The 12,560-nt window shown below is 71.0% G+C and carries 11 protein-coding genes; 7 read left to right on the forward strand and 4 right to left on the reverse strand.

Translation table 11 applies throughout. The annotated features are described in order from the left end of the window. Nucleotides 1–9: 9 nt before the first annotated feature. Together OHN74_RS12610 and OHN74_RS12615 are read left to right on the forward strand one after the other, a co-directional pair. Complete coding sequence (locus OHN74_RS12610; protein WP_327694662.1) at nt 10–426, forward strand: hypothetical protein; 417 nt, start codon at nt 10–12, stop codon at nt 424–426. Nucleotides 427–470: 44 nt separating this feature from the next. Beyond that, complete coding sequence (locus tag OHN74_RS12615) at nt 471–1,250, forward strand: D-Ala-D-Ala carboxypeptidase family metallohydrolase (RefSeq protein WP_327694663.1); 780 nt, start codon at nt 471–473, stop codon at nt 1,248–1,250. A 92-nt stretch (nt 1,251–1,342) separates the two neighbouring features. Here OHN74_RS12615 and OHN74_RS12620 read toward each other — a convergent pair whose 3' ends face one another. After that, nucleotides 1,343–2,311: a DMT family transporter gene (locus tag OHN74_RS12620; RefSeq protein ID WP_327694664.1), complete on the reverse strand. Its 969-nt coding sequence runs from the start codon at nt 2,309–2,311 to the stop codon at nt 1,343–1,345. Nucleotides 2,312–2,740: 429 nt separating this feature from the next. Here OHN74_RS12620 and OHN74_RS12625 point away from each other — a divergent pair, with 429 nt between their 5' ends. Then, complete coding sequence (locus tag OHN74_RS12625) at nt 2,741–3,820, forward strand: AraC family transcriptional regulator (RefSeq protein WP_327694665.1); 1,080 nt, start codon at nt 2,741–2,743, stop codon at nt 3,818–3,820. Nucleotides 3,821–3,846: 26 nt separating this feature from the next. Here the strand turns inward: OHN74_RS12625 and OHN74_RS12630 are convergent, their stop codons facing one another. The 3 genes from OHN74_RS12630 to OHN74_RS12640 are packed head-to-tail and all read right to left on the reverse strand — an operon-like array spanning nt 3,847 to nt 7,525. Beyond that, nucleotides 3,847–5,256 carry an aldehyde dehydrogenase family protein gene (locus OHN74_RS12630; protein ID WP_443060548.1) on the reverse strand — a complete coding sequence of 470 codons (1,410 nt, stop codon included), beginning with the start codon at nt 5,254–5,256 and terminating at the stop codon, nt 3,847–3,849. Nucleotides 5,257–5,303: 47 nt separating this feature from the next. Beyond that, nucleotides 5,304–6,182, reverse strand: a complete 879-nt coding sequence (locus tag OHN74_RS12635; RefSeq protein WP_327694667.1) for an SDR family NAD(P)-dependent oxidoreductase — start codon at nt 6,180–6,182, stop codon at nt 5,304–5,306. Continuing rightward, nucleotides 6,179–7,525, reverse strand: a complete 1,347-nt coding sequence (locus tag OHN74_RS12640; protein ID WP_327694668.1) for a flavin-containing monooxygenase — start codon at nt 7,523–7,525, stop codon at nt 6,179–6,181. The genes OHN74_RS12635 and OHN74_RS12640 overlap by 4 nt, the downstream gene beginning before the upstream one ends. 198 nt (nt 7,526–7,723) lie before the next feature. Between OHN74_RS12640 and OHN74_RS12645 the strand changes: the two genes are divergently transcribed. The 4 genes from OHN74_RS12645 to OHN74_RS12660 all read left to right on the forward strand — a co-directional run bounded on the left by OHN74_RS12645 (nt 7,724) and on the right by OHN74_RS12660 (nt 12,557). Then, entirely contained in the window at nt 7,724–8,347 is a 624-nt protein-coding gene (locus OHN74_RS12645) for a TetR/AcrR family transcriptional regulator (RefSeq protein WP_327694669.1), read from the forward strand. A gap of 216 nt (nt 8,348–8,563) precedes the next feature. Further along, on the forward strand, nt 8,564–10,849 hold the full coding sequence (locus OHN74_RS12650; RefSeq protein ID WP_327694670.1) for an MMPL family transporter: 2,286 nt from the start codon (nt 8,564–8,566) through the stop codon (nt 10,847–10,849). Between the two features lie 117 nt (nt 10,850–10,966). Further along, complete coding sequence (locus OHN74_RS12655; RefSeq protein WP_327694671.1) at nt 10,967–11,623, forward strand: helix-turn-helix transcriptional regulator; 657 nt, start codon at nt 10,967–10,969, stop codon at nt 11,621–11,623. Nucleotides 11,624–11,726: 103 nt separating this feature from the next. Continuing rightward, nucleotides 11,727–12,557 (forward strand): expansin EXLX1 family cellulose-binding protein, encoded by an 831-nt coding sequence (locus OHN74_RS12660; RefSeq protein ID WP_327694672.1) that lies wholly within the window; start codon nt 11,727–11,729, stop codon nt 12,555–12,557. Nucleotides 12,558–12,560 lie beyond the last annotated feature (3 nt).

The following is a 12,560-nucleotide window of genomic DNA, read 5'->3' on the forward strand; positions in this document are numbered from 1 at the left end:
AGACCCACCATGATCAGGACCAGGGCGCTCGCCTCGGCTCTCGTCACCGTCGCCGCACTGCTGGGAGCGGGTGCCGCGCCCGCCGCCGCACAGTCCTCGGCCGCGGCGACCAGCTGCTACGGCGGCGCGAAGAACCTGAACTACCGCTACAAGGGGGACGGGCCCAGGGAGTACGGCCCCTTCACCACGTCCTCGCGGTGCGGTGACATCAACATGCGGCTCACCACGGACGACCAGAGCTTCCTGTACGCCTGCGTGGTGTTCGTCGACCACACCGACAAGTGCAACCACGACAACACGTACTCCCTCCACGGCACCCCGTGGGCGACGGTCGCCACCGACGTCAAGGACGGCACCCGCTTCGTCCTGCGCGTCGGCCCCTATGACACCGACGCGCAGAACGTGAACTTCCAGCTCGCCTACTGACCTCTTTCCGCTCCTTCTCGCACCACCGTTCCGAAAGGACGACGATGACCTTCCTCTTCCGTTCCGCCGACGGCCGCTCCGTCGGCAGCCGCTCGCTCGACCGCCGCGGCATGCTGCGCGGCACGCTGGCCGTCGGCGCCGGCCTGGCGTTCGGCCCGCTGCTGCTCTCCGGTACCGCGCAGGCCTACTCGTGGTCGCGCACCATGAAGCAGGGCGACAACGGCGCCGACGTGCTGGAGCTCCAGATCCGGGTCGCGGGCTGGGCGGCCGACAGCGCGAGCCAGACCCGGGTCGGCCTGGACGGAGACTTCGGTCCCGGCACGGCCGCGGCCGTCAAGCGGTTCCAGGCGGCGTACGGTCTCGACGACGACGGGGTCGCCGGGCCCAACACCCAGGCGAAGCTCAACGCGCTGGAGCAGTCGGACGGCTCCACGGCCCACTTCAACTGGAGCGAGTTCTACGACCAGGCGAGCGGCAACTTCAACGGCGGCAAGGTGAGCGCGGCCACGGTGAAGGAGAACGCCCGCCGCTGCATGTACAAGCTGGAGGCGCTGCGCAAGAAGCTGGGCGACAAGCCGATCACGGTCAACTCCGGTTTCCGGAGCATCGCGCACAACGCCGACATCGGCGGGGCGAGCGACAGCATGCACCTGTACGGCACCGCCGCCGACCTCGACGTGCCCGGCGTGGCCACCAAGACCGTCTACCAGAAGGCGGAGACCTGCGGGTTCTCCGGTCTGGAGAGGTACACCGTCGACCACCAGCACGTCGACAGCAGGGCCGACCTGGGCCGCGACTGGTGGTGGGAGAGCGGCACGATCTGACGCCGACCCGGATGACCAGGAGCCGGCAGCCCCGGTACCGCGGCGGCGGTACGCGGGGCTTCGGGCTTCGGATCACCCAGAGCTCTCGCGCTTCAGTCCTCCGGCGCGCTCGTCACCGCTCCGGCCGGGGCCGTCAGCATGACCAGGCCCACAGCGAGCACGGCCAGCCCGCACCAGGAGGCGGCCGGAAGCCGCTCGCCGAGGACGGTGACACCCAGGACCGCGGCGACGGCGGGCTCGGCCAGGGTGAGCGAGGTGGCCATCGACGCGGGGGTGCGGCGCAGGCCGTACCCGAAGAGCCGGTAGGCCAGATGGACGGTGAACAGGGCGAGATACACGGCCACCGCCGCGCCCCGGGTGGTGGTGAGCCAGTGCGTGTCGACGCACAGCACCAGCGGCAGGACGAGCAGTCCGGCCGCGCCGAACAGCACGCCCATCACCGCGTCCGAGGGGTGTCCGCGGGTGATGAGCCTGCCGCCGATCAGCGAGTAGACGGCGTACGACAGTCCGGCGCCCACGGCGAGCGCGATGCCGGTCGGGTCCATCGGCGTGGTGTGTCCGGTGAGTTCGGGGCCGAGGACCAGCAGGACGCAGCCCAGTACGGCGGCGGCGGTGGCGGCGCTCCAGCGTGCGGTCGGCCGGGCCCCTCCGGTGATCCAGGCCAGCAGTCCGGCGAAGACGGGCGCGCTGCCCAGGGCGATCACGGTGGCGACGGCCACGCCGGTGCGGGCCACCGCCGGGTAGAAGGTGACCGGGTACAGGGCCACGGCCGCCGCACCCAGGACCAGCAGCCATCGCTCGGGGCGGGTGCAGGCAGCCGGCAGTGAGCGGGCGCGGCGCGAGGTGAAGAACAGCAGGATGCCGCCGAGGGCGAGACCGGCGCACCCGATGGCCGCGGCCGGTGCGCCGGCGGGGGCCAGGGAACTCGCGGTTCCGGTCGTGCCCCACAGCACGGCCGCGGCGAGGATGGGCGCGGGGCCGCCGAGGAGCGGGGTACGGGAAGGGCGCGGGCGGGCGGAGTCCGGGCGCGCGGGGGTCAGAGAGGTCGTGCGGTTCGGCACAGTCGTGTTTCTTCCGTCGTCGCATGCGTCTGGGAGCGGATCCGAAAACGGGCGCGCGCGCACGACAACAGCCCCTGCCTCGAAGGTCGTTGAGGGCCGGGGGGCAAACCGTCGGGGTACGCGCCCGGTCAGGCGCGGAGCGGCGGCAGAACGACGTGCCAGTAGGTGTTCACGGCGCGATGCTAGTCGCGCCCACCGCACATCGGCCAGCCGGTGCGGGCCCGCTCGGCGCGGTGGCCGGGGATCCGCCGGGCCGAGGAGAGCACCGACTCCGCACGGGCCGCGTCCGGAGACTGCTGGGCGCCAGACGCGGGAGGGCGGACTCAGGGCGTCGGGGGCCGTACAGGGGACTTCGGCGGCCAGGTCTGGCGACCGGTGACGCCCGCTGTCTACGGTGACCGCCGAGGAGAAGAGGCGAAAGTGAGCGCGATGCCCGTTGCCCCCGGCCCGGCGGACCCTGCCGGGACCAGCCGCAGTACGTCGGCGACGATCCAGCCGAACATCCTGCGCTATCTCGTCGTGGTCGCCGACGAGCGCGGTGTCGATCTGCGCCCCCTGCTGAAGCAGGTGGGACTCGACGAGTCGGTCATGCGCTCCGCCGCGCTGCGGGTGTCGTACCGGCAGGGCAGCGCGGTGATCCGCCGTGCGCTGGAGCTCACCGGGGACGAGCACCTGGGGCTGAAGGTCGGCTCGGCGCAGCATCTGACCGCGTGGGGCCTGCTCGGCTTCGCCCTGATGGCCGACGACACCCTGCGGCACGCCATCGAGACCGGGGTGAAGTACCAGAACCTGTCCGGGGCGATGGTGGTGTGGTCGGCCGCCGTGGGTGAGGAGGACGACGCGTTCGTGCTGCGAGCCGATCTTCCCGATCCCGCCATGGACCCGGGCGTGGCCTCCTTCCTGAGCGAGGAGGCGTTCGCCTCCGTGGTCACCCTGTCCCGGCTGGCAGTCGGCCCCGCCTTCGCCCCGAGGGCGGTGGAGTTCTCCTTTCCGCCGCCACCTCCACGCCAACTCGACCTGTACGAAGCCCTGTTCCGCTGTCCGGTCCGCTTCGGCGCGCCCGCGAACCGTCTGGTCGTCGACCCCGCGTGGGCCCGTTTCCGGATGCCCGGCCGGGATCCGGTGAGCTACGCGTCGACGCTGGAGATGCTCGACGCGCACATGACCTCCCGTCGTGACCAGCAGGATCTGCTGGAGGTGCTGGAGATCTCCGTCGCGCAGGGCCTCCCGGTGGTGCCGACGTTCGGTGAGCAGGCGCGGCGGCACGCGACGAGCGAACGGACGCTGCGCCGTCGGCTGGCCGACTGCGGCACGACGTACGAGGCACTCGTCGAGGGGGTGCGCCGGGAACGCGTCGAACAGCTCCTGCTCCGGCCGGAGTCGACCCTGCGTGACATCGCCCGCCGGGCGGGGTTCTCCGACGAACGGGCACTGCGCCGCGCCGTGCACCGCTGGCACGGCACCTCCCCCGGCCGACTGCGGGAGCGGATGCGTACGGCTCGCCTCTGAGGCCGAGACCGAGGCCGAGACCGAGGTCAGCGGGTGCGGATCCAGATCGTCTTCTCCCGGGTCCACTGGGCGAAGGCGTCGGTGGACTTCTCCGCTCCCCCGAATCCGGACTGCTTCCAGCCGCCGAACGGTGTGGTGATGTCGCCCTCGCTGTAGGCGTTGACGGAGACCACGCCGGCCTCGATGCCGCGGGCCAGCCGTAGCGCGGTGTCGAGGTCGCGGGTCCAGACCGAGGCCGCGAGCCCGTACTCGGTGGCGTTGGCCATGCGTACCGCCTCCTCCTCGGCGGTGAAGGTCTGGACGGTGACGACCGGCCCGAACAACTCCTCGGTGAGGACGTCGCTGCCGTCGGGGACGCCGGTGATCACGGTGGGCGGGTGGTAGGCGCCGTGCGGAGACAGCCCGTCGGGCAGTCCCCCGGTGTGGATCCGGGCCCCGCCCGCCCGGGCGGCCTCCACGGCTCCGGCGACCCGGTCGTGGGCGGCGCGGTTGATGAGCGGACCCAACTGCGTGCGCGGGTCGGCCGGATCGCCGATGACGAGCTCGCTCGCCCTGGCCGTGAACCGCTCCAGGACCTCCTCGGCGATATCGCGGTGGACCAGGACCCGGGAGCCGGCCGTGCAGTTCTGCCCCATGGTCAGGAACGCGGCCTCGATCATGTTGTCGATCAGCTCGTCGCCGTAGGAGAGTGCGTCGGCCATCAGCACCTGGGGGCTCTTGCCGCCCATCTCCAGGGAGACGCGCTTGAAGTTGCTGTCGGCGGCCTCCTTCAGGATGCGGCGGCCGGTCGCGGTGGACCCGGTGAAGGAGAGCGCCCCCACGAGGGGGTCGCGGGCGAGGGCCGCGCCGGCTTCCCGGCCGTACCCGGGGAGCACGGTGAGCACCCCGTCGGGCAGACCGGCCTCGGCGGCGAGGGCGGCCAGGTGCAGGGCCGAGCGCGGGGTGGCCTCGGCCGGCTTGACCAGCAGACAGTTGCCCGCCGCCAGGGCCGGTCCGACCTTCCAGGCGGTCATGGCCAGCGGGTAGTTCCACGGCAGGATCGCCGCGACGACCCCGACCGGTTCGCGGCTCATGAGACCCAGGCCGTCGGGCCCGCTCGGCGCGACCCGGCCGAAGACCTTGTCCGCGGCCTCGGCGAACCAGCGGATCGACTCGATCGCCCCGGGCACATCGCCCGTACGGCATTCGGTGATCGGTTTGCCCGCGTCCTCGCTGTCCAGCCGGGCGAGGACCTCCGAGTCGCGTCCCATCAGGTCGGCCAGCCGCAGCAGCACCGCGCCGCGCTCCCGGGGCGACAGCCGCGACCACACCCCGGTGCCGTGGACCTGCCGGGCCCGCTCTGCGGCCTCGGCCACGTCGTCGGCGCTCGCGGCGGGCAGGGTGGTGATCGGCTCGCCGGTGGCGGGGTTGACCACCTGGAGCGTCTCGTACGGCATCTCGTTCCGCGTCTTGTACGACGTCACGTTCAGCGTCTCGTTCGTGTTCATGCTTCCTCCACCAGTTCCCAGCGCCCGTCGGTCCGGCGGGCCAGGCCGCGTCGGCGGAGTTCCTCCAGATAGCGGGCCATGCCCCGGTCACCGCGCTTGCGGAACAGCGGGAGCACCCGGGGCAGCAGGTTCGGCATGAGCATCGCGAACCGCACCAGACGGGACTCGGCGGGCCGGGGGTAGGCCTCCAGCCTGGGCCTGTCCAGCAGGCTCACCACGGCCGCGACGACGTCGGCGGGCTGCTGGGGCGGGTCCTGGAACTGCATCGAGTTGCCGCCCTCCACGGCCTCCTGGCGCAGCATCCGGGTGTCGGTGGCGGAGGGGAGCACCGACCCGGCCAGGATGCCCTTGCTCCTGAGGTCGAGCCCGATGGCGAGCATCGCGCCGCGCAGCCCGAACTTGGAGGCGGTGTAGATCGGGGTCTCGCCGAGCGGGAAGATCCCGCCGAGGGAGACGGTGGTGACCACGCGGGCGTCCTGGGACCGCAGGAGAAGGGGGACGGCGATCCGGGTCGCGACCAGCGGTGAGGTCAGGTTGAGGGCGATCTCCCGCTCGATGCTCTCGACGCTGCGGACGTCGAAGCGTTCCGCGCTGGTCATGCCCACGTTGTTGACGAGGACGTCGAGGCGACCGTGCTCGTCGGCGACCACCTCGAACAACCGCTGCACCTGGGTACGGTCCATCAGGTCGCAGCCGATGCCCGTGTGTCCGTAGCCGGGAAGCTCGGCGGCCAGTTTCATCGCGCGGACCCCGTCGATGTCGACGACGACACAGCGGGCACCGCCGGAGGCGAAGCGGCGGCACAGCGCGCTGCCGATGCCGCCCGCGCCGCCGGTCACCAGCACGATCTTGTCGGTGAAGTCGAACCCGCTCATGCCGTCGCCTCCACGGGTCGCGGGGACCGCACGCCCGGCGGCAGGCCCTCGGTGCGCCAGCCCATCTCGCCCGCGACCTTGCCCAGGTGCTTCACGAAGGCCGCGGCGTCGACGTAGCCGGTGTGGCGGGGTGAGTCGACGAACTTCAGCCCGCCGGACAGATCCGGGCGGTCGGCACGGATCCGCTGGGTGAACCGCTCCGCGTTCGGCAGCCCGTGCCGTGCGTCGTGGATGTACCCGGCGATCAGTTGCGCCTGGGAGTCGAAGAGCTGGTACGCACCGGAGTTGGTCTCGATGAAGCCGATGCCGAACAGGCCCGTGTGCTCGCGCGAGAACGACGACAGGTACAGGTCGGGGTGCTGCTCGTCGCCGAAGTACCGCTGCGCGACCGGCACTTTGTGGACGTAGCCCGTGGCCAGCAGGACGAGGTCGAAGTCGTCGCTGGTGCCGTCGGTGAAGTGGACGGTCCTGCCCTCGGTGCGGGCGATCCCGGGTTTGGCGGTGATGTCGCCGTGCTGGAGGTGGTGGATCAGCATCGAGTTGATGGCCGGGTGGGTCTCGAACAGCTTGTGGTCCGGCTTCGGCAGCCCCAGCCGCGTCGGGTCACCGTTGATGATCCGCAGCAGGGCGCCGAAGACCCGCTGTGCCAGCCACATGGGCAGGTGCGGCCCGCTGTTGGCGATGGTGTCCACCGGCCGGCCGAACAGGTGCTTGGGGATGAACCAGTACCCGCGCCGCATGCTGATCACCGCGTGGTCTGCGGTCCGGGCCGCGTCGCACGCTATGTCGCAGCCGGAGTTCCCCGCGCCCACGACCAGGACCCGCTTGCCCCGCAGCTCCTCGGCGCCGCGATAGCCGACGGTGTGCCGGACCTGTCCGCTGAACTCACCGGGCAGTTCGGGGATGTTGGGGTGCCACTGCGCGCCCGTGCACACGACGACCTGCCCGTGCGTGCTCTCCCGTCCGTCGGCCCGGGTGACCGTCCAGGTGCCGTCCGCGTTCTTCGCCACGTTCTCGACCTCGACGCCGAACTCGATGCGGTCGGTCAGCCCGTAGGCGTCGGCGAAGGACCGCAGGTACGACAGGATCTGCCGGTGGGGCGGGTAGTCCGCGAAGTGGTCCGGCATCGGGAAACCGCCGAACCCCGACAGGGTCCTGCTGGAGATGAAGTGGGCCGACTCGTACATCGGGCTGCCGGGGTTGTCGATGTCCCAGATACCGCCGGGCCCGGTGTGCCGCTCCAGATGCGTGTACGGCAGATTCCGCTCGGCCAGGGCCCTGGCGACCGCCAGCCCGGCAGGTCCCGCCCCGATGACGCACGTATCGAACTGGCTTTCCTTCACAGGCCCGCCTCCTCGTTCATCCCGCTTCACGGCGTTCGTCACGGGTGTTGGAGGAAACGTATGCACCAGCCGTTCAGCGGGAACTGACCCGCGCGGCCACGGACGGGACCCCAGCGGCCGTGCGGCCCCGACAGTCCGGCGGAAAACGGGACTTGTTCGGGCGACTCATTCAGCAGACTCAGTCGATACCATGGAGTCATGGCTCACGTTTCCGCGGCCGAGCGCCGCCCTCAGCTGATCAAAGCAGCGATCGACTACATGACGAGGGAGGGAGTCGCGGCCGGGAGCACCCGCGCCATCGCCGCCGAGCTGGGGGTCGCCCAGGCCACGGTGCACTACACCTTCGGCACGAAGGAGGGGCTGTACCGAGCCGTCATGGAGCAGCTCACCCAGGATCTGATCGCCCAGGTAGAGCAGGCGGCGCCGGCCGACGCCGGATTCGAGGAGACGGCCGGCGCGCTGGCCGCGGCCCTGTGGCGGACGGTGCGTGAGCAGCCCGCCAGCCATCAGCTCCTCACGGAGCTGACCATGTTCGCGCTCCGCTCCCCCGCCCTGAGCGAGGCCCTCGACAGCCACTACCGGAGCATCACGGAGGTGACGGCGAGACTGGTGACCGAGGCGGCCGAGCGCTCGGGCCAGACCCTCGTCCAGCCCGCGGAGACGATCGCGCGGTTCTTCCTTGCAGGCTTCGACGGACTCACCATGCAGCACCTCTCCCACCCCGACGAGAAGGCCGAGCACACCTGTCTCCAGGCCTTCGTGTCCGCCGTGGTGGCCATGGCGGGCGGCCGGCTGGACCTGGTGTCCGTACCGGCGACCTGAACCGTCCCCCGCGACAGCGGGAGACCCCCACCACCCACAAGGCGACATTGTCATTCGACAATGTCGCCTTATTTTGTCGCCCTTGCATGCACTCCGAGCTGCACTTTCAAGCGACGAGGGCACCTGCACGAGTCACACGACTCGTTCATTCGACTTGAGCAGATGATAAAGTCGGCCTACCGATTGCGGGATCCCCACTGTCCTAGGGAGTTCGTCATGGCCGTTCTGCTCCACCGACTGGGCCACAGCGCCTACCGGCGCCGAAAGCTCGTCCTGGGCATATGGCTCTTCGTCCTGGCCGCCCTCATCACCTGCGTCAGCGTCTTCGGCGGCAAGCTCGACGACCGCTTCGCGGTACCCGGCACCGAGTCTCAGCGTGCGCTGGACAGCCTGAGCAGGACCCTCCCGGAAGCCTCGGGCGCCGGCGCCCAGATCGTCTTCACCGCTCCCAGGGGCCACCGGGTCACCGATGCCGCCTACGCCGCGACCATCGCCCGGACGGTGGCGGAGGTCAGGAAGGCCCCCCAGGTCAGCGAGGTCGTCGACCCCCTCACCTCCGGCGCCGTCTCGGCCGACCGGACCACGGCGATCGTCCAGGTCCAGTACCCCGTGCAGAACGCGCAGGTCAGTACCTCGTCGGTGGACGCGATCGAGAACGCGGCGAAAGCCGCGGAGAGGGACGGGCTCAGGACGTCGGTGGGCGGATCCGTCTACAGCAGCAAGGGCGTCCACGTCGGCCCCTCGGAGATCATCGGCGTGGCCGTGGCCCTGCTCGTCCTCGTCGTCACGTTCGGTTCGCTGCTGGTCGCCGGCATGGCGCTGCTGCCCGCGCTGATCGGTGTGGCGGTCGGTCTGGCCGGGCTGCTCGCCCTCGCGCCCGCGGTCAGCATCTCCTCCACGGCCGTCACACTCGCCCTCATGCTGGGCCTGGCCGTCGGCATCGACTACGTCCTGTTCATCCTCTCGCGCCACCGACAGCAGCTGGCCCGCGGAACCGACCCCAGGGAATCCATCGCGCTGGCCACCGGCACGGCCGGCAGCGCCGTGGTCTTCGCCGGCATCACCGTGATCATCGCGCTCGCCGCGCTGAGCGTCATCGGCATCCCGTTCCTGACCACGATGGGCCTCGGGGCCGCCGGAGCCGTACTCATCGCCGTGCTGGCCGCGATCACCCTCGTCCCCGCCGTCGCGGGATTCGCCGGCTCCCGGCTCACCCCCAAGCCCGGCAGCCGCGCCGCCCGGCGGGCGGCCGACGCCGACTCCCACTCCCACTCCGGCTCCGGCTCCGGCTCCGGCTCCGGCTCCGGCTCCGAGGGGACCACCGGCCGCGTCCCCATGGGCACCCGCTGGACCAAGTGGGTCATCGCCAAGCCGCTGCTGACGGTGCTCGCCGTCGCGGGCGTCCTGGTGACCCTCGCCCTGCCCGCCATGGACATGCGCCTGGCCCTTCCCGACAACGGCTCCGCCCCGCACGCCTCCACCGAGCGCAGGTCCTACGACACGATCAGCGACAAGTTCGGTCCCGGCTTCAACGGCCCGCTCCTCGTACTGGCCGAGACGAAGAACGGCACGGCTGCCACGAGCGCACAGGCCGGTGAGCTGGTGGCCCAGAAGCTCCGGACCCTCAAGAACGTCAGGGTTGTCCTGGCACCCCAGCCCACCAGCGACCCGGCACAGAGCGTCATCACCGTCCTGCCCACCTCGGGCCCGGACAGTGTCGGCACCGGCGACCTCGTCCGTGACATCCGCGAGGCCGCGCCCGGCCTCCGTGAGACCACCGGCGCCTCGGTCGCGGTCACCGGCACCACCGCCGTCAACATCGACGTCTCCAACCGGCTCAGCGACTCGCTGCTGCCCTTCGTCGGCATCGTCGTCGGTCTCAGCCTGCTCCTGCTGATGATCGTCTTCAGGTCACTCGTCATCCCCGTCAAGGCCGCCGTCGGCTTCCTGCTCTCGGTGGGCGCCTCGCTCGGCCTGGTCGTCGCCGTCTTCCAGTGGGGGTGGCTGGCCGACGTCCTCGATGTGCCGCACAGCGGACCCGTCGTCAGCTTCCTGCCCATCATCCTGATCGGCGTGCTCTTCGGACTGGCCATGGACTACGAGGTGTTCCTCGTCTCGGGGATGCGCGAGGAATGGGCCCACACCGGCCGGGCCCGCCAGTCGGTCGTCGACGGCGCGCGACACAGCGTGCGGGTCGTCACCGCGGCGGCACTGATCATGTTCACCGTCTTCGCCGGGTTCTTCCCCCTGGACGACTCCCTGATCAAACCCATCGCGTTCGCCCTGGCCGTCGGCGTGGCCATCGACGCCTTCGCCGTACGGATGACCCTCGTACCCGCGGTGCTCGCCCTCGCCGGGCGGGCCGCCTGGTGGCTGCCGGCCTGGCTGGACAGGATCCTGCCCGACCTCGACATCGAAGGCATCAGCCTCCAGAAGGCCCCGTCGACGGACCAGAACCAGAACCTGAACCTGAATCAGAAAGAACCCCAGTCGGTCTCCTGAGTCCGGCGAGTCCATCGGGCGGGCCCGTGGTGTCACCCCCGCCGCGCTCCCACCCGCCCGAGCGGCGCCCCGGCCGACCGGATCCCCACCCTCCCCACGGCGACCCAAGGACGAACGATGCACCGGGTACTCCTGACGGCCGGCGCCGCCCTCACGCGCGACGCCTACGCACGCGTCATTGAGGACTCCGCCCTCCTGACCGTCCAGGCCAAGATCCCCGACCTCACCCACGCTCTGGCCCAACTCCCTTCCCTGAGGCCCGACATCCTCCTCGTCGACGCCGCGGCCCTGACGCCCTCCCCCGGGACCACGACACTGCTGTCCCTGCGCCGCGCCGCCACCCACAACCCCGTCGCCGTCATCGGTGACATCCCCGCCGAGGAGACCGGCCCGCTTCTGCGAGTCGGAGTCACCGGCATCCTTGACCCCCGCATCGAGACGGCCCCCTTCGTGGCGGCACTCGCCCTGATAGGTCAGGGCGGAACCGTCATCTCCTCGCCGTCCACCACCACGAGGATCCCCGCCACCCGGCCGAGTCCGGTGCTGGGCGAACTCTCCACGAGGGAGCGCCAGGTCCTCGCCCTGATCGCCACCCAGCCGGACAACAGGACGCTGGCACAGCTCCTCGGCATCAGCCCGCTCACCGTCAAGTCCCATGTGAACCGGATCCTGCGAAAGCTCGGCGCCTCCTCCCGCGCCCACCTGGTCACGATCGCCTACGAGAGCGGCCTCGTCAGCCCCGGGCTGCCGACGGGGCGAGTGTTCGCGTACTGAGCCACCGGGGCCGGCCGCGAAGATCCCCGGGCCACAACGGCGGCAACCTTTCCGCCTCCTGTGGCGACCCAGGAGCGCAACACCCTCTCGCGAACGGATCGACATGCACGAAACCAGGCAGACCGCGCGGCACCGCAGGAACCGGCGCGGACTGATGATGGGCACCACCGCGGCGTTGGCCGTCACGGGACTTCTTGTCTGGCTGATCGTGGCCGTGCAACCCGGCAGCAGGGCCGAGGCCACGCAGGTCGCCGCCCCGCCCGCCGCCGCGGCCCAGACGACTCCGGCCCCGAAGAAGGCGGCGCCCACGGCGCCGCTGGCCGGACGGATCCGGCCCAAGGTCACCTACAAGGGGGTCGCCACCGTCTACAGGGCCGGGGTGGGGGACGGCGCCTGCTCGTACGGCCCGAGCGCCAACATGATGATCGCGGCCATGAACACCACCGACTACGAGACGTCGAAGGCCTGCGGGGCGTACGTACGCGTCAGCGCGTCGAACGGCAAATCCGTCACGGTCAGGATCACCAACGAGTGCCCGTTGCCCTGCGCACCCCGGCAACTCGACCTCAGCGAACAGGCCTTCGCCAAACTGGTCCCCGTCTCGACCGGCCGGACCTCGATCACCTGGAGCCTGGTGAGCCCCAGCACGGCGGGCAAGGTCTCGATCCGCTACAAGAACGGCTCCAGCCGCTACTGGTGCGGCATCCAGGCACTGGGCCACCGCAACCCGCTCGCCCGCCTGGAGGTCCGCTCCGGCAACGGCTGGCGCAAACTCGCCCGCACCGGCTACAACTACTTCCTCTCCCCCAACGGCACTGGCTGCGGCGGCTCGATCAGGCTCACCGACATCTACGGCCAGCAACTGACCGTCAACGGGATCGCGCTGCGCCCGGACGCCGTGCAGCCGACACGGCTCCAGTTCGCCCACCGCTGACGC

This window comes from Streptomyces sp. NBC_00459, assembly GCF_036013955.1.
Taxonomy (GTDB): domain Bacteria; phylum Actinomycetota; class Actinomycetes; order Streptomycetales; family Streptomycetaceae; genus Streptomyces.